This window comes from Actinospica acidithermotolerans, from assembly GCF_018139625.1.
GTDB lineage: Bacteria > Actinomycetota > Actinomycetes > Streptomycetales > Catenulisporaceae > Actinospica > Actinospica acidithermotolerans.
The window spans coordinates 1-17,671 of the sequence record NZ_JAGSOH010000135.1 but is presented as its reverse complement, the minus strand read 5'-3'; the positions used below and the strand labels follow the sequence as shown (position 1 = coordinate 17,671).

The 17,671-nt window shown below is 71.5% G+C and carries 12 protein-coding genes; 2 read left to right on the top strand and 10 right to left on the bottom strand.

What is annotated here, in order from left to right; all coding sequences use genetic code 11:
• The 10 genes from KDK95_RS29610 to mce all read right to left on the bottom strand — a co-directional run.
• A partial coding sequence (locus KDK95_RS29610; protein WP_212521622.1) for a S8 family peptidase occupies positions 1 to 1,177 on the bottom strand: 1,177 nt, incomplete at its 3' end.
• Between the two features lie 140 nt (positions 1,178 to 1,317).
• On the bottom strand, positions 1,318 to 2,736 hold the full coding sequence (locus KDK95_RS29605; RefSeq protein WP_212521621.1) for a WXG100 family type VII secretion target: 1,419 nt from the start codon (positions 2,734 to 2,736) through the stop codon (positions 1,318 to 1,320).
• 19 nt (positions 2,737 to 2,755) lie between these two features.
• Positions 2,756 to 3,361, bottom strand: a complete 606-nt coding sequence (locus tag KDK95_RS29600; protein ID WP_212521620.1) for a hypothetical protein — start codon at positions 3,359 to 3,361, stop codon at positions 2,756 to 2,758.
• A 407-nt stretch (positions 3,362 to 3,768) separates the two neighbouring features.
• Positions 3,769 to 4,890 (bottom strand): AI-2E family transporter, encoded by a 1,122-nt coding sequence (locus KDK95_RS29595; RefSeq protein WP_212521619.1) that lies wholly within the window; start codon positions 4,888 to 4,890, stop codon positions 3,769 to 3,771.
• Between the two features lie 492 nt (positions 4,891 to 5,382).
• A complete protein-coding gene (locus KDK95_RS29590) occupies positions 5,383 to 6,333 on the bottom strand; it encodes a coiled-coil domain-containing protein (protein WP_212521618.1) in 951 nt (316 codons plus the stop codon).
• A gap of 322 nt (positions 6,334 to 6,655) precedes the next feature.
• Positions 6,656 to 10,279, bottom strand: coding sequence for a polarized growth protein Scy-related protein (locus KDK95_RS29585; protein ID WP_212521617.1), 3,624 nt, complete (start codon positions 10,277 to 10,279; stop codon positions 6,656 to 6,658).
• A 50-nt stretch (positions 10,280 to 10,329) separates the two neighbouring features.
• Positions 10,330 to 11,667 carry a crotonyl-CoA carboxylase/reductase gene (gene ccrA, locus KDK95_RS29580; RefSeq protein ID WP_372463404.1) on the bottom strand — a complete coding sequence of 446 codons (1,338 nt, stop codon included), beginning with the start codon at positions 11,665 to 11,667 and terminating at the stop codon, positions 10,330 to 10,332.
• Between the two features lie 144 nt (positions 11,668 to 11,811).
• Positions 11,812 to 13,914, bottom strand: a complete 2,103-nt coding sequence (locus tag KDK95_RS29575; RefSeq protein ID WP_212521615.1) for a HelD family protein — start codon at positions 13,912 to 13,914, stop codon at positions 11,812 to 11,814.
• 49 nt (positions 13,915 to 13,963) lie between these two features.
• Positions 13,964 to 14,293, bottom strand: coding sequence for a hypothetical protein (locus KDK95_RS29570; RefSeq protein ID WP_212521614.1), 330 nt, complete (start codon positions 14,291 to 14,293; stop codon positions 13,964 to 13,966).
• Positions 14,286 to 14,714 carry a methylmalonyl-CoA epimerase gene (gene mce, locus KDK95_RS29565; protein ID WP_212521613.1) on the bottom strand — a complete coding sequence of 143 codons (429 nt, stop codon included), beginning with the start codon at positions 14,712 to 14,714 and terminating at the stop codon, positions 14,286 to 14,288. Before mce ends, KDK95_RS29570 begins: the two co-directional genes overlap by 8 nt.
• Before the next feature lie 164 nt (positions 14,715 to 14,878).
• Between mce and KDK95_RS29560 the strand changes: the two genes are divergently transcribed.
• On the top strand, positions 14,879 to 16,069 hold the full coding sequence (locus tag KDK95_RS29560) for an acetyl-CoA C-acetyltransferase (protein ID WP_212521612.1): 1,191 nt from the start codon (positions 14,879 to 14,881) through the stop codon (positions 16,067 to 16,069).
• Between the two features lie 343 nt (positions 16,070 to 16,412).
• Positions 16,413 to 17,384: a methylmalonyl Co-A mutase-associated GTPase MeaB gene (meaB, locus tag KDK95_RS29555; RefSeq protein ID WP_307844773.1), complete on the top strand. Its 972-nt coding sequence runs from the start codon at positions 16,413 to 16,415 to the stop codon at positions 17,382 to 17,384.
• Positions 17,385 to 17,671 lie beyond the last annotated feature (287 nt).

Sequence of the window (17,671 nt, the reverse complement as noted above, 5' to 3'; positions counted from 1 at the left end):
TCCCGCCCCGGTTCCGCCCGCGCGTAAGCAGGAAGATCAGCAGCGCCAGCACGACGACCACCGCCACCGCGATCCCGATGAACAGCGGCGCCTTAGACGAACTCTTGCTCGCGGTCGGAGTCGTAGTCCCCGTGGTAGCGGCCCCGGTAGCCGAAGCACCCGAGGATGCCGCCGCCGACGCCCCCGGCGAACTCGTCACCGCCGGCCCGCCGAGCGGATTGGAGGTGCTCGACGGCTCGGAAGCGCCCAGTGCCGCCACCGGGTCGATCAGCCCGTATCCGACCACGTCGTCGTACCGGTGCCCGGCCTTCGACTGCCCGCTCGCCGTCTGCATCGTATTGTCGATGATCGTGGCCACGATCTGTCCCGACGTCCACGTCGGATGCGCCGCGATCAGCAGCGCCGCCTCGCCCGCGACCCAAGGTGCCGCGAACGACGTGCCAGAGAGCTCGTTGTATGCTCCGCCGGCCTGGCCGACTTCGATGTCATTGCCCGGAGCTGCGACATCGACATCCGCGCCGTAATGGCCTTCCGAGTACTTCTTGCCGTTGGAGTCGACGCCCGAGACGTCCAGCACGCCGGGGTAGGCCGCCCACACGTTGGTCTCGTTGCCGGCTTCGGCCTTGTTGTCTGCACTCACGACGACGACGATGCCATGTGAGAGTGCTGATTTGAGGGCGTCGGCCATGTCGGCCGACATCTCGGTGCTCGACATCGACATATTGATGACTTGTGCGCCGTGGCTGATCGCGTACTGGAAACCCGCAGCGATCGACGCGTCGCTCACGCCCTCGCCCGTGTCGCTGACCTTAACGGGCATGATCTTGGCCTCATCGGCCAATCCGATCATTCCGTCGTCGTTCCCGCTGGTGCCCTTGTGGGGATATCCGGCGATGACGGTGGCGACGGCGGTGCCGTGGGAAACGGAGGAAGAGTCGCTGTAGTTCGACGTCGGATTGTTCGGGTCGGTTTCGTTCACGCCGTCCACGAGACGACCCTGGAGATCAGGCTGGTTCGGGTCGACTCCGGTGTCGATCACCGCGACGAGCACGCCTGCGCCGTGCGCTTGGTACTGCTGGCGAATCGCGGTGGCGTTCAGCATGCTGAGCGCCCACTCCTTCGCCGCGACGGGATTGGTCGAGGCGGCGAACGCCGCACCTGAACCGGCGAAGGCCATCGCGAGCGCCCCGCCGAGTGCGAGAGCCCGGTTGGCGGCCCGCCGATTCCACCGTTGTTCCCGCTGCATCCGTCGCTCCCCTGTGCCCCAGTACGTCAACGTCGTCCATGCGATAGCCCGGAACAGGCTAGCGCGAGTCGCTATTCGATGACGCCGCCAGGTGGCGCGGCGTTCTTCATCTTGTCGCCGTACCAGTAGTCCGGATCTTCCTTCAGCCAACTGGCCCGGCCGCCGCGCTCGCCCTGGCCACCCGCACCGCCGCCACCACGTCCCATGCCACCCATCTGGCTCATGGTGTTGTTCTGGCTGGTGGAGCCCGAACCCTCGGCTTCTCCAGCTGCGGCGGCGCCGCCGTTGCCGCCGGTCAGGTCCGAACCCGTGCCGGCCTGGGTGCCGGTGCCCGTGCCGCCGGCCTCCTCGCCGAGCTCGCCGGTCCCTGTTCCGCCACTGAGCAGAGACGACCGTCCGCCGCCACCGCCGTAAGCGCCCGAGCCCTCTTCGCTGAGGCCCTCCCCGCTTAGGCCACCGAGTCTTCCCGAGGCGCTGCCGCTGCGGCCGCCGAGACCGTCATTGATCAGTGCGGACCCTCCGGAGCCGCCGCCGTATTCGTTCACGCCGCCCAGGCCGCTGATTCCGCCGCCGTTGTAGCCGCTGCCTGTGGTCGTGCCGCTGGTGACACCGGTGACTCCGGTGGTCGTGCTGGTGGGCACGGTCGTCGTGTTCGTATAGCCGGTTCCGGACGTGACAGTCGTGGGACTGCGTACGTCGTTCACGCTGGTGCCGGACCCGCTGGAACTGCCCCCCGAGGAGCTCGAGCTCGAGCCGGATCCGTAACCGCCGCTCGCTATTCGGGAGCCGGCGCTTTCGCTTCCGCCGCTGCTTCCGCCCGACGACACGGCCATGGGCATGGGCATCATCACGGCGCCTGCTGAACCGTTGTTGGACGAACTCGAGGAACTGCCGTCGCCGTTCTTGTCGCCCTTGGTGCTTCCGTCGCCGTCGCTGCCGCCGGAGTCCCCTCCGCCAGAGCCGGCGTGAGCGCCGCTCAGGTGCGCATTCGCTGTGTTGTACGCCGCCGCCAGTTGCGTCATCACCGACGTCGCCTTGGCCTTCTTCGCCGCGATGTCGTCGGACGCTGCCTTCGACGCCAGCAACGATGCGCCGTCGGTCACAACGGCCATTCCCCACTCCGAGAGGGGGTTGCTGTTGATGGCCGCGATGTCCTTCTCGGCCGCGCTCGGCGGACTCGGCATGTTCGTCTGCGCCCACTGCAGGGAGCGGCTCGCGTAGTCCATCCACTTGTTGGTGTTGTCCGCGGCCTCGGCGTGCCGGTGCATCTGGTCCACGAGCGCGTTGGCCTGCTGGCTGAACTGGTCGGCGGCGGCGCCGGTCCACGAAGCCTGGATCTTGGCCAGCGTGTTCTTCAGGTCGGTGGTCGCCTGGACGACGGACTGCGCGTGGGTCGCGTTCAGCTTGGCCGCGTCCTCGACGTCGGCCACCGAACCTGACTTCACGTATCCGTACAGCGTCTCGTGGCTCATTGAGCCGTAGTCGGCCATGGATCTGCCTCCCCCGGGGCTACTCTTCGCTGCTCGCGTCGTTGGATGTGTTCGCCTCGTTGCCCGTAGAGATCGAACTCGGCGTCGTGGTCGTGGCCGCGTAGGTCGACGTCTGAGCCGTCGTGCCCGAGGACGTCGAGGGCGTCGAGGATGTCGAAGGCGTCGCGGAGTTGTACGACGAGGTCGTCCCCGGCTGACCCGACGTGGTGGCCGCCGCGGTCGACTTCGGGGTGGTGGAGAACCCGCCGGTCTGGCTCTCGTACTGGGTGACGATCTTGGTGAAGGAGTCCGTGATCTGCTGCTCGGTCTCCTGGTAGCTCTTCGCGCTCGAGCCGAGGGCGTTCGCCATGGCGTTGACCAGCTTCGAGATCTCCTCGAAGTTGGTCAGCAGCGTCTTCATGACGCTGTTGTAGGTGGCGCTGAGCTGCTGGGCCTCGGGGAAGGTGCCGAGGCCGTTGTTGGCGCCGCCGGCGCCGAGGGCGCCGGTGACGGCGTCGATCGCGGTGAGGGCTACGGTGCCGGTCAGCGACTGGTTCGCCTTGGTCAGGTCGTCCAGCGCCTTCAGGATCTCCTTCTGGTAGGTCTGAAGAGCGCTGATCTCTTCCAGGTAGAAGGAACTCGCCACCGGACTCATCGGATCCCGCCCCGCCTTCCCCGCGCCGCCGCGCTCATCTCGCCCTCAGCCTCCACTGTAGCGAATCCGCCGCGCGGCGGGCAGCGGCGGCGGTGACGGCGCGAGGGCCGCCAGGTGCGCAATCGCGCTTCGTCGTCAGGGGGCTGAGAATATACGGGAGGCCTGCCCGCGGGTGCCGGAGCTCCTCGCCGGGCAGGCCTGATTCGCCATCCCGAGGCACGCGGGCTGCACCGCACTCGACTGCGGCGTGATCTCAGCCCCACCGGTCCTTACCTAATCACAGCCGCGCGCCCGAAAGAAGCCGGGGACGGATCATTACCTGAGTCTGAAACCGGCTTTTAGCGGACTTTACCCTTCGTCCTCCCGGCGCTCTTCTGCCACGTCGCAGGGCCGTGAGGTCACATCGCGTCCTGGCGCGGCTGGACAACCTCGCGGAAAAGGTATATGGCCCCTGCGGCCAGCGGGATGGCGAGCAGGGCGCCGACGACGCCGAGGAGCGCGGCGCCGATCAGCGCGGCTATCACGGCGACCATGGGGGGCACGTCGACCGAGCGCGACATCACGCGCGGGTAGATGAGGAAGTTCTCGAACTGCTGGTAGACGATGAAGAACAGGCCTGCGGCCAGCGCCTTCACCGGGGAGTCGAGGAACACGACGATGGTCACGAGCAGGGCCCCGATCGTGGCGCCCACCAAGGGGATCAGGTCCGTCAGCGCGATCAGCAGGGCGAGCGGCAGCAGGAACTCCACCTGGAGCACGCCGAGCATCAGGAACGCGGCGAGTCCGGCCAGCGCGGCGACGGTGGCGGCGCCGGAGACGTAGCCGCCCATCCGGTCCAGCACGCCCTCCGACAGCAGCGCCACGCGGGAGCGGCGGGAGGCGGGGACGAAGCGCAGCGCCGAGGTGCGGATGGCCGGCAGCGAGCCGAGGAAGTACACCGTCATCACGATCACCGTGAACGTCTCGAAGATCGAGGTGACCAGGAACTCGCCGAAGCCCAGGATGCTGCCCGCGATCACCTGCGCGGTGTCCGCGCCCGAGAACATCGACTGCAGCCGGCCGACGACGTTGTAGCGCTGGTCCAGGTTGGCGATCGTGCGATTGCGCTCGAGGGTTTCGAGCCGCTGCGGCATCGAGCCGATCAGCCCGCTGGTCTGGGTGGCCAGCGGCTGCGCGATCGCGGTGATGAACGCGGCGAGCAGCAGCAGGCCGCCGCCCGCGACGATGAGCACGGCGAGGCCGCGCCGCACGCCGCGCGCGGTCAGCCGTTCCACGAGCGGGTTCAGGCCGACGGCGATGAGCAGCGCGATCAGGATCAGGATGAGCTCGGTGGTGACGGCGAGCAGCGACTCGGCCAGGTAGTAGCAGACGATCACGCCGAGGCCGCCGACGAACCCTATGTAGTACGGGTGCGAGCGGCGGAAGGGCAGTCCGCGACGCCGGGCGGAGGACGGCGCCTCGACGACGGTCGCCACCGTGCCCGCGCGCGGCGCCGACTGCTGGGTCTCGGCGTCATCCATGACTCAAGAGCATAAAGGGGCCGTGCGGGTGAGGGTCGGCGGCCAGGCAGGCGATCCGGGAAGGGTAAGCGGACGGCGGACGGAGCCTACGGGGACGAGACCCGGCGGACGGAGCCTACGGTGACGCGACCCGGCGGACGGCGGACGGAGCCTATGGGGATGCGACCCGGCGGACGGCGGACGGCGCCTTTGGGGACGAGACCCGGCTGACGGCGGAGCGGTGAGGGGGACGGTGACCCGGCGGACCGCGGTTGGCGATGCGGCGGGCCGTGGTGCGGCGGGTCGGCGAAATGAAGCACGGCTGCGGGGCGAAGCCGAGGCGCGGCGAACCCAGCGGCCCGGCGGCGAGGCGCGGCAGGCCCCGCACTCAGGCGCAGCAGCCCCCGTGCCCCCGGACGCGCCGATCCCCGGCGAGCGGGCTGCTCGCCGGGGATCGGGTGTACGACGTATGCCGGGTGAGCTGGGACCGGATGTCCGGTTGACCTCCCTGGACTACCGGGACTGGGCCGGGACCGAGTCGTCGGCCTCGGCGTCGGTGCCGACGCCGCCCATCAGGCCGGCCAGGGCGCCGCCCGCTGCGCCGCCGGTCAGGGTCGCCAGCATCTCGCGGACGTTGTGCAGCTGGGCGTTGATCGAGTCGCGACGGTGCGTCAGGGCGGCCAGCTCGCGCTCGGCCTCCGAGCGGATCCGGTCGGTCTTGGCGCGGGCGTCGGCGATGATGTCGTCGGCCTGGCGCTGCGCGGTCTCGATGGTCTGCCGGGCACGGCGCTCGGCGTCGGTGCGCATCTTCTCGGCCTCGAGGCGGATCTGCTCGCTGCGGGTCTCGACCTCGGCGAGGTGCTTCTCCGCCTTGGCCTGACGCGCCGCCAGGTCGCGCTCGGACTGCTCGCGGCGCTTGGCCAGCTTGGTCTCGAAGTCGGTCGCGGCGGCGGCGGCCGACGCCCGGATCTCCTCGTAGTGCGCCTCGGCCTCGGCCCGCTTGGCGGCGGCGTCCTTGGCCGCCTCGGCGCGGGTCTGGTTCGCCTCCTCCTTGGCGCGCTCGTTGGTCCGCACGCCCTCGGCCTCGGCCTTGGCGCGGACCTCCTTGCCGTAGTTCTCGGCGTCGGTGCGCACCTGCGCGGCGGCCTGCTCGGCGAGCTCGCGGTGCTGGTCGGCGGCGCGGCGGGCCTCCTCGCGCAGGTCCTTCGCCTCCTCCTCGGCCAGGCGCAGGATCTTCTCGACCCGGGCGCCGAGGCCGGCGTAGGAAGGCTCTGAGTCGGTCAGCTGGGCCTGCACGGACTGGTTCTCCAGGTGGAGCTCCTCGATCCGCTTCTCCAGCGCCGACACCCGCGCTTGCGCGGTGTCTCGCTCCGCGGTCAGCTTCGTCACACGCTCGTTCGTCTGGGCGACGTCATAGCCCCTACGAACGACTTCGAGGCCGAGGGGAGAGGTGGTCTCGCTCATCTACTTTCCGTCTCTGACTTGACCGTCGAGGGTAGGTCGAATCTTTCGGCTGGCCCGGCGGTACGGCTGTCGGCACAGGTCTGGGTCTAGCGGCGTACGTCGTGGGAGGTCTCGGGCAATCCTGTCATGTTTCCGAGGCCGCCGTGTACGGGTCGAGCGGATTCGCCGCGGCATCCCACCGGGAGGAGTGGCACCTCGGCGTCATCGGGTCATCACATTATCTGTCGGCCGACTCAGTGGAACCCATCGACCTCCCGGTCCGCCGTGTTGTTACACGTTCGCGATACATGTATGCGTCCCCTGTCTCAGCAGGCACGGGACGCTACTGCTTCTTGGGCGCCTCGGCCGAGAAGCCGGGCAGCGGCCCGGTCAGCGCGTCCAGCACGCCCTGGACGCGGGCCATCTCGTCGGTGATCGCGTCCCGGCGGCGGATCATCGCGTCGACCTCGCGCTGGGCTTCGGCCTTCGACTTCTCGGCCTCGGACCTGGCCTTGGCGACCAGGGCGTCGGCGGCCTTCTCCGCCGAGGCCTTGAGCGCCGAGGTCTCGGCCGCGGCCTCCTGCCGGAGCCGCTGCGCCTCCCGCTGCGAGGTCGCCACCTGTTCGGCGACGGTGTTGCGCAGCTTGTCCGCGCCGGCGTGCGCCTCGGCGAGCGTCTTGGCCGCCTCCTTGCGCGCGTCCTCGAGCTCGCGGCGCGCCTGCGCGACGAGGTCGTCCGCCTGCCGCGCCGCGGTCTGCAGCGTGTCGGCGGCCTTCTTGCGTGCGTCACTCGTGGTGCGGTCGGCCTGCGCGGCGGCGTCCGAGGTGAGCCGGTCGGCCTGGGCCCGGGTGTCGGTGAGCAGCTTGGTCGCCTCCGCCTGGGCCTTGTCGGTGATGCCCTCGGCGCCCGCGCGGATCCGGTCGACCTCGCTGCGCGCCTCCGCGGTGATCTTGTCCGCGGCGGAGCGCGCCTCGGCCTTGGAGTTCTCCGCGCTGGCCGCCGCGCCCGCCGCGATCTTGGCGGCCTCCTGGCGGGCGGTGACGACCAGCTCGTCGGCCTCGGCGCCCGCCTTGGTCAGCTTCTCCATCGCCTGCTTGCGCGCGTCCGCGAGGGCGTCCGCGGCCTGCTTGCGGCTCTCCTCGGCGGACGCGTTCGCGTCGCCGACGGTCTTGTCGGCCTTGGCCTGCGCCTCGGCGACCTTCTGCTCGGCCTGCTGCTGCGCCTTCTCCAGCACGCCCTCGGCGCTCGCCCGGATCCGGGCGACCTCGTCCCGCGCGGCCTGGATGGCCTCGGCGTTCTCCCGGATCGTGTCCTTGGTGAGCTTCTCGGCCTCGACCTTCGCCTTGGCCCGCAGCGACGTGGCGTCCTCGCGCATCCGGGTCGCCTCGGCCTTGGCCTCGTCCCGCATCCGCTGGGCGTCCTCGGCGGCCTTCGCGCGCTGCTGGCGCGTCTCGGCGTCGGTCTTCTCGCGCAACGCCGCGGTCTCCGCGTTCGCCGTCTCCCGCAGCGCCTTGACCTCGGCCTCGACCTGCTTGCGCAGCGCCGTCGTCTCGGCGTCGGCCTCGTCGCGCAGCCGCTGCGCCTCGGTGCGCGCCTCGCCGAGCGAGCGCTCGCCGTCCGCACGGGCCTCGGCCAGCGCCTTGTCGGCCTGCTGCTTGAGCGCGAGCGCGGCGGTCTCCGCCTCGGCCTTGACGGTCGCGGCCTCCTGCTGGGCGGAGGCGATCAGGCCGTCGGCACGGGCCCTTATCGACGCCGCGTCCGCCTCGGCGGCCTCGCGCAGGCGGGCCGCCTCGGCCTTCGCGGCCTCGCGCATGGTGTCGCCCTCGGCCACCGCGGTCTGCTTCGTCGCGTCGGCGGAGCGCTGCGCCTCGGCCAGCTTCTCGCTCGCCGCGCGCTCGGCCTCGGCCGCCTTGGCCGCGATCTGCTCCTCGTTCTTCGCCCGGAGCGCCGCGACCTCCTTGCGCGCCGCGTCCCGCATGGCCTCCGCGCCGGCCTCGGTGTCCGTGCGGATCTTGTCGGCCTCCTCGGCGGCCTCGCGGCGCGCCTTGGTCGCCGCCGCCTCGGCCTCGGAGCGCAGCGTGTTCGCCGCGGCCCGCGCGTCCTCGGTGGTCTTCTCGGCCTGCGCGGCCGCCTCCTCGACCAGCTTGGTCGCCTGGGCGGTCGACTCCGCGGCCAGCTTGTCGGCGGCCGTCTGCGTCTTGGTGCGCAGCGACTCCGCGGCGTCAGTGGCCTCGGTGACGAGGTGCTCGGCCGTGCTCGTGGCCTCGGTGACGAGCCGTTCCGCCGTGCTGGTGGCCTCGGCGACCAGGCGCTCGGCCTCCGCCTGCGCGGCCTCGAGCCGCGCCTCGGCCTCGGCCGTCGCGGCGTCGGTGATCTCCTTCGCGGCGGCGGTGGCCACGCCGTGCGCGCCCGACGCCACCTCGTGCAGGTCGGCGGCCTCGGTCTGCAGTCGCTGCGCGTCCGCGTGCAGCTGCCCGGCCTCCTCGCGCAGCCGCGCGGTCTCGGTCTGCCGGCGCTCGAGGTCCGCCGCGGCGTCGTCGCTCAGCGCCTGGGCGGCCGCGCGGGCCTCGGCGATGGCGCGCTCCGCGTCGGCGGCGGCGTCGGCCAGCGTCTGCGCGGCCTCCTCCTCGCGCGCGGCCGCGGCCCGCTCGGCGTCCTCGAGCGTCGTCGCCGCCCGCGACGCCGCCGCGGCGTCGCTCGCCTGAGCCCGCTCCTCGGCCTGCGCGCGCAGCCGCGCGGCGGCCTGCTCGGCCTCGGTCCGCAGCCGGGCCGCGGCGGCGGTGGCCTCCTGGGTGGTGCGCTCGGCCTCCGCGCGCGCCTTGTCGCGCGCCGCCTGCGCGGTCGCGTTCGCCTCGGCGGTGAGCTCCGCCGCGCGCGCCTCTGCTTCCGCCCGGGTCCTCGCAGCGTCCTGATCCGCCGCCGCGAGGCGCCGGGCCGACTCCGTTTCGGTGTGCTCACGCAACCGAGCTGCGTTGGCCTCAGTGGTCTCACGCAGCTCGGTGGTCTCGGACTGAACCATCGACCTTATCCGGGCCGCCTCGGCGGTGGCCTCATCGATCTGCCGCCGCGCCTCCGCCGCCGACTCAGCCTTCAGACTCGCCGCGGCGTGGTCGGCGGCCGCACGGACCTGCGACGCCACCTCCTCGGCCTCCGCCTGCACGCGCGCGGCCTCGGTCTGAGCCATCGTCAGCAGCTTCTGCGCGCTGGTCGAGGCGGAGGCGTTCTGCTTGGCGGCGGCCTCCTGCAGCGCCGCGGCACGCTGCTCGCTGTCGACGACGCGCTGGCGCGCCTCGGCCAGGCCGGCGTCCACCTCGGCCTGTGCCTGAGCCCTGAGCTGCCCGGCGAACTCCTGGGCCCGCATGACCTCGGCCTGGGCCTGCTCGCGCAGGGCCCTGATCTCCTCGGCCGCCTGCGCGCGGGCCTCCTCGATCGCCCGGTGCCGGATCGCGTCGGCCTCGCTGCGCACCCGCTCGGCCCACGCGACGGACTCGTTGACCTGTGCCTCGACGCCCTGCCTGCGCTCGGCGAGCTCGGTCTCGAGCAGCGCCCTGCGCTCGGCCACCTCGGAGTGCAGCCGCTGCGCCTCCTGCTGGGCCTGGGCGCGCAGCTGGTCGGCCTGCTGCTGCGCGTTGCGCAGCATCTGGTCGACCCGGCCGGAGATGTTGTTGAACTGGGGGTGCAGGCCGCGCCGGAACTCGTGCAGCTTCGAGCGCAGGACCTCGATCTGGTAGGCGAGGTCCTCGGCGTGGTTGACCGCCTCGTCCCGCTCCTCGCGCAGCCGGGTGAGCTCGGCCTCGATCTCGTCGAGGTGGGCGTCCACCTCGTAGCGGTTGTAGCTCAGCTGCTCCTGCGCGGGCGGCGGCGCCTGCGGCGGCGGGCCGGGCTGCCCGGGGTAGCCCCCCGGGTACCCGGCGTTGCCGGAATAGGCATGGTGGGGGCGTGAACCGTACGAGGTCCGTTCGTCCACGCGCCCGTATCCCATGAGTGCCTATGGTGTCAGAAGACCGGGCTTCGGCTCTAGACGTCTCGGAAGCGATCGATCTCGCTCCGGTGACGATCGCGCAACGCGGCGTCACGGACGCCGAGTCCCTCGCCCGGTGCAAGACACAGTACCCCGACTTTGCCCTGATGCAGATTGCGATGGACGTCGAACGCCGCCTGACCGGCGTTCTCCAGGCTGTAGCTGCGGGACAGAGTGGGGTGGATCATGCCCTTCTGGATGAGCCGGTTCGCCTCCCACGCCTCGCGGTAGTTGGCGAAGTGCGAGCCGACGATCCGCTTGAGGTTCATCCAGAGGTACCGGTTGTCGTACTCGTGCTGGAAGCCGCTCGTCGAGGCGCACGTGACGATGGTGCCGCCGCGCCGCGCCACGTACACCGAGGCGCCGAAGGTCTCCCGGCCCGGGTGTTCGAACACGATGTCCGGGTCCTCGCCGCCGGTCAGCTCGCGGATCCTGGCGCCGAAACGCTGCCACTCCTTGGGATTCTGCGTCTGCGGGTCCGACCAGAACCGGTACTCCTCGGCGTTCCGGTCGATGATGAGCTCGGCGCCCATCGCCCGGCAGATCTCAGCCTTCTGCGGCGAGGAGACGACGCAGACGGGGATGGCGCCGCCGTTGAGGGCGTACTGGGTGGCGTAGGAGCCGAGGCCGCCGGAGGCGCCCCAGATGAGCACCACGTCGCCCTGCTTCATTCCGGCGCCGTTGCGGGAGACCAGCTGCCGGTAGGCGGTCGAGTTGACCAGGCCGGGGCTGGCGGCCTCCTCCCAGGTCAGGTGGTCCGGCTTGGGCATCAGCTGGTTCGTCTTGACCAGCGCGATCTCGGCCAGGCCGCCGAAGTTGGTCTCGAAGCCCCAGATGCGCTGCTCCGGGTCCAGCATCGTGTCGTTGTGGCCGGCGGCGTCCTCCAGCTCGACGGACAGGCAGTGCGCCACCACCTCGTCGCCGGCCTTCCACTTGTTCACGCCGGGGCCGGTGCGCAGCACGACTCCGGCCAGGTCGGAGCCGAGGATGTGGTACGGCAGGTCGTGCCGCTTGGTCAGCTCGGACAGCCGCCCGTACTTGCGCAGGAAGGCGAAGGTCGGGACCGGCTCGAAGATCGAGGTCCAGACCGTGTTGTAGTTGATCGCGCTGGCCATGACGGCGACGAGGGCCTCGCCCGGACCGAGTTCGGGCAGCGCCACCTCGTCCAGGTGCAGCGACTTGCGGGGATCCTTCTCCCAGGTGGTCTGGCCCTCGAACATGCCGACCTCGTCCGCGTGCACGGTCACCGCGCGGTACGAGTCGGGCAGGGGCAGGTTGGCGTAGTCCTGGGAGGTCGCGGTGCCGCTCAGGACGGCGGCGCGGATCTCGTTAATGCTCATAGGGTGTCGGCCTCCGAATGGATGGTCGCTAGAGCAGCGGCATTGCTACTTGCCGGTAACTATGCCGACCGAGGCGCCTCTTGGCTAGGGGCTGAGGCCACATTTCTGCCGCCTCAGCCTTGCGGCCTGCAGGGATGTTCAGTCCGGGCTGACCACGTACAGCCGCTGGGTCGCCCGGGTCAGCGCCACGTAGAGGGTGCGCAGACCCGCCGGGGACTCGCCGGCGATCGCGTCCGGGTCGAGCACCACGGCCGCGTCGTACTCCAGGCCCTTCGCGTCGAGGTCGGTGAGCACGACGAGGCGCGGCTCCGCCTCGAGGGAGGCCGCCAGGCGCGCGGAGACGGCGTCGAACGCGGCGAGCGTGGTGATGACGCCCACCGTCCCCTCCACGGCCCCCAGGGCGGCCCGTACGGCCGCGTCGAGATCGTCGAACTCCTCCGGCGGGAAGCCGGTCTTGCGCACCGCCTCGGGCAGCTCCACGTCCGGCATGGCCCGCTTGGCGAACCGGGCGGCGTACTCGTAGATCTCCGCCGAGTTCCGGTAGTTGGTGCGCAGCTCGTGCCGGTAGCGCCGCTGGTCGCCGAGCGCGAGCTCCATGGCCAGCCGGGACTCCTCCGGGTCCGGCCAGGAGGACTGCACCGGGTCGCCGACCACGGTCCAGGACGCCCGCCGGCCGAGCCGGCCGAGCACCCGCCACTGCATCGGCGAGAGGTCCTGGCCCTCGTCCACGATCACGTGCGCGTAGGTCTCCCGGGTCGCGTCGCGCCTGGCCGCGGGGTTGCGGTCCACCCAGGATGAGACCTCCATCACTCCGGCGTCCGCGAACGGGTCCTCCGGCTCGCGCTCCTCGGCCGGGACCGGCCCGAGCAGCTGGTCGAGCTCGGCCAGCAGCGGCACGTCCTCGACCGACCAGTCCGGCGCCGCGTCCTCGTCCCGCCGCCAGGACGCCTCGAGCGCGGCGATCTGCCCGTCGGCCAGATCCGGCCCGGCCAGCGCCCGGAGCGTGGCCCCGTCCGCGAGCCCGCGCAGCACCTCGGCCGGGCTCCGGTAGGGCCACCACTGCTCGATGAAGAGGTCGAACTCGGTCCGGTCGCGCAGCTCGCGGTCGAAATGCGCGCGCTCGGTCCGCCGCCGGTCGCGCAGCTCGCGCGGCAGCCGCTCCCACGCCGCCTCCAGCAGCGCCGTGGCCGCGTGCGCCCGCTGCGCGTTCGGCTGCGGTCCGCCGCCCGGAGTGCCGCGGCCCAGGACGATCGAGCGCACCCGGTCCAGCGCCCGCCGGTCGAGCTGGACGACATTGCCCTGATACGTCGTGCGGAACGAGTCCGGCACCCCGGGCGGCGCACTGCGCACCGCGCGCTCCAGGATCGGCAGCATGCTGATGCTGCCCTTGATCGCCGCGAGCGGGGCCGGGTCGTGCCGGGACGCGTGCACGCCGTCCAGCAGCTCGCCGAGCGAGCGCAGCGCGGCCGTGTGCTCGCCGAGGGAGGGCAGCACCTGCTCGACGTACGCGGTGAACACCCGCGAGGGACCGACGATCAGCACGCCGCCCGACTCGAAGCGGCGCCGCTCGTTGAACAGCAGGTAGGCCGCGCGGTGCAGGGCCACGGCCGTCTTCCCGGTGCCGGGACCGCCGGTGATCAGGGTCGCGCCGTCGCCGGGGGAGCGCACCGCGAGGTCCTGCTCGCGCTGGATGGTCGCCACGATGTCGTGCATCACGGTGCCGCGCTTGCGGGTCAGCGCCGCCATCAGCGCGCCGTCGCCGATCACGGTCAGCCCGTTCGCCGCCGGGCTCTCCGGGGCGAGCAGGTCGTCGTCGAGCCGGGTCACCCTGCGGCCCGCGCTCTTGATCGTGCGGCGGCGGACCACGTCGCGCCGGTCCACCGGCGTCGCCTGGTAGAACACGGCCGCGGCCGGCGCCCGCCAGTCCACGGTCAGCGGGTTGTAGTCCTCGTCGCGGACCCCGAGCCGGCCGATGTACTGGATCTCGCCGTCCTCGAAGTCGAGGCGGCCGAAGACCAGCCCCTCCTCCTCGGCGTCGAGACGCTGCAGCCAGACCGCCGCCTGGTAGACGATCGAATCGCGCTCGACCAGGCCGCCCTCATGCCCGAACTGCGCGCGGCGATGCCCCTCGGCCTCGTAGGCGCGGGCCCGGGCGCGGGTGGCCTCGAGGCGTTCGTAGACGCGGTCGACGTGCAGTTGCTCGCGCTCCATCTCGGCGGACGCGGCGTCGGGCTGTGGCAAAGGAGGGGCCTTCCGGTAATGGACTGGGTGTGAAACCAGACCGGAAAGTCTACCGGGAAGCGAGCCGTTCCCCGAGCGCCCGGTGCTCGCTCCAGTGCCTGGTCAGCCGGAAGCGGGCGCCGTCCTGCCGGGCGATCAGCCAGCCGCCCGCCTTCGCCGTGACGGTCACCTGGTCGGCGGGGAACAGCCCGAGCGAGCCGCGGCCGTCGGAGAGCACGAAGCCCTTGTCGTAGAGGTAGACCCGGGAGCCCCGCAGGACGAGCCGGGCCAGCCGCGTGGCCGGGCGGTGGATGGAGATGAGGTTGCCCAGATTCTCCTGCGCCGCCAGGATCCGCAGCTGGTTCGGGACCGGCTCGGACGGTGCGTTCAGGTCACTCATGGACCGGGGACTGTACCAGCTCCGTGAGAATGCCCTGGCAGTCCTTCGGGTGCAGGAAGTTGATGGACGAGCCGAACGTTCCGTGCCGCGGCTGCTCGTAGAGGGCCCGCACGCCGGTGCCGGTGATCGCCTCGGTCTCGGCGACGACGTCGGCCGTGCCGAACGCGACGTGGTGCACGCCCTCGCCGTTCCTCTCCAGGAACTTCGCGATCGGCGACTCGGCGTGCAGCGGCTCGAGCAGCTGCAGGTAGGTGGAGCCGCCGTCGTCGGTGCCGTTGATCCGCAGCATGGCCTCCTTGACGCCCTGCTGCTCGTTGACCTCCTGGTGGAAGACCGAGAAGCCGTAGGTGCGCTCGTAGAAGGCGATGCTCGCGGCCAGGTCGCGGCAGGCGATACCGATGTGGTCGACGCGTGTGATCATCTTGAGGTGCCCTTCCAGTGCTGTGCTCGTTCAAGCTGGGGATAGGGTCCCCGGCACGGGGTGTGTCGGAGATGACAGCTCTAGACCCTACTGGCGAGTAGGGCATTCGGCGATAGTGTGAAGTCACGTCCCCATACCTGAAGCAAGCGATGGGAGTCTCCCTCATGACCACCTCCGTCATCGTCGCCGGAGCCCGCACCCCGATGGGTCGGCTGCTCGGCTCGCTCACGCCGTTCTCCGGAGCGGACCTGGGCGCGGTCGCCATCAAGGCGGCCCTCGAGCGCGCCGGCGTCACCGGCGAGCAGGTCCAGTACGTGATCATGGGGCAGGTGCTGCAGGCCGGCGCCGGGCAGCTCCCGGCCCGCCAGGCCGCGGTCAAGGCCGGTATCCCGATGAACGTCCCGGCGATCACGATCAACAAGGTCTGCCTCTCCGGCCTCGACGCGATCGCGCTGGCCGACCAGCTGATCCGGGCCGGCGAGTTCGACATCGTGGTCGCCGGCGGCCAGGAGTCGATGACCAACGCCCCGCACCTGCTGCCGAAGTCCCGCGCCGGCTACAAGTACGGCTCCATCGAGATGCTCGACGCGATGGCGTACGACGGCCTGACCGACGCCTTCGAGAACATCGCGATGGGCGAGTCCACCGAGAAGCACAACACCCGCCTCGGCCTCGGCCGCGCCGAGCAGGACGAGGTCGCGGCGGCCTCGCACCAGCGCGCGGCCGCCGCGCAGAAGAACGGCCTGTTCGACGCCGAGATCGTGCCGGTGGAGATCCCGCAGCGCAAGGGCGAGCCGGTCGTCTTCAGCAAGGACGAGGGCATCCGCGCGGAGACGACGGTCGAGACCCTCGGCAAGCTGCGCCCGGCGTTCGCCAAGGACGGCACCATCACCGCCGGCACCTCCTCCCAGATCTCCGACGGAGCCGCCGCGGTCGTGGTGATGAGCAAGGCCAAGGCCGAGGAGCTGGGCCTGAGCTGGATCGCCGAGATCGGCGCCCACGGCAACGTGGCCGGCCCGGACAACTCGCTCCAGTCGCAGCCCTCGAACGCGATCAGGCACGCGCTCTCGAAGGAGGGCCTTGAGGTCGGCGACCTCGACCTGATCGAGATCAACGAGGCCTTCGCGGCGGTCGCCGTGCAGTCCGCCAAGGACCTCGGCGTCGACTTCGAGAAGATCAACGTCAACGGCGGCGCGATCGCCCTCGGCCACCCGATCGGCATGTCCGGCGCCCGCATCGTGCTGCACCTCGCCCTCGAGCTCGGCCGCCGCGGCGGCGGCATCGGCGCGGCCGCCCTGTGCGGCGGCGGCGGCCAGGGCGACGCGCTGATCATCCGGGTCCCGGCGGCGGCCTGATCGTCTGCCGCCCCGCGTCCGGCGCCTGGCCGGGCCGGACGCGGGGGCGGGTGAACCGAGATCGGGAATACCGGGGCGGGGTTAGGTCGGCAGGCCGATTCGTATCGAGGGTCGGCCTGCTGATTCGCACCGAGGTCGGCAGGCCGGTTCGTACCGAGGTCGGCAGGCTGGTTCGTGCCGAGGTCGGCAGGCCGATATATCGACCGAGGCCAGCACGACGACATATCGACCGAGGTCAGCAAGCCGACATATCGACCGAGGCCAGCAGGTCGATTCCTACCAAGGTCAGCAAGCCGATTCGTCCATGGCCATCGGCGGAACACGAGTAAGGACCCTCAGGCACGTGCCCAGCGGAAAGCAGTCCACCGACGTCGCCTCGCTGATCGATCGCGCGCGCGGCGGCGACCCGCGCGCGGTCGCCCGGCTGATCTCCCAGGTCGAAGACGGCTCCCCGCAGTTGCGGGAAGTCCTCGCCGCGCTCGCCCCGTACGCGGGCACTGCGTACGTCGTCGGCCTGACCGGATCACCCGGCGTCGGCAAGAGCACCTCGACCAACGCGCTGGTCGGCGAGTACCGCTCGCGCGGCAAGCGGGTCGGGGTGCTCGCGGTGGACCCCTCGTCCCCGTTCTCCGGCGGCGCGCTGCTCGGGGACCGGGTGCGGATGCAGGATCACGCCACCGACCCCGAGGTCTTCATCCGCTCGATGGCCTCCCGCGGTCACCTCGGCGGCCTCGCCGCGGCCACCCCCCAGGCCGCGCGGGTGCTGGAGGCGGCCGGCTGCGAGGTGATCGTGATCGAGACGGTCGGCGTCGGCCAGTCCGAGATCGAGGTCGCCTCCGCCGCCGACACCACGGTCGTGCTGCTGGCGCCGGGAATGGGCGACGGCATCCAGGCCGCCAAGGCCGGAATCCTGGAGATCGGCGACGTCTACGTCGTCAACAAGGCCGACCGCGACGGCGCCGACGCCACCGCCCGCGAGCTCAACCACATGCTCGCCCTCGGCGAGCGCCGCAACCCCGGCGACTGGCGCCAGCCCATCGTCAAGACGGTCGCGGCGCGCGGAGAAGGCGTCGCAGAGGTCGTCGAGGCCCTGGAGAAGCACCGCGCCTACCTGGCCGAGACCGGCCACCTCACCACCCGCCGCCGCGCCCGCGCCGCCGCCGAGATCGAGGCGATCGCCCTAGGCGTCCTGCGCAGCCGCTACGGCTCCGTCCACGGCGGCCCCGACAGCCCCCTCTACCGCCTCGCCGACCGCGTGGCGGCAGGCGAACTCGACCCGTTCGCCGCGGCGGACGAGTTGCTGGCGGAGAGTTAGCCGGGCTGACTGGCTGGTAGGCGGGCTGGCGAGTTGGCGGGTTGCTGGCAACGAAGCCAGCTCGGCGGTGCGAGGTCGAACTCCGCGATCCGGCGAGCCCGCTGCACGAGCTGTTCGCGCTCTCGGACTCGATAGACGGGCCGCGAAGTGGGTCCGGGTGGGGTTGAGACCCGCAGGCCGCCAACGCAACGTCAGGGATCTGCGGGGCGGTGCGCAGCGCCGTAGGCTCGCGGACGTAGCCGCCGAGGTACGAGGCGGCGGAGGTAGCGGGCCGGAGGCTTCAGGGC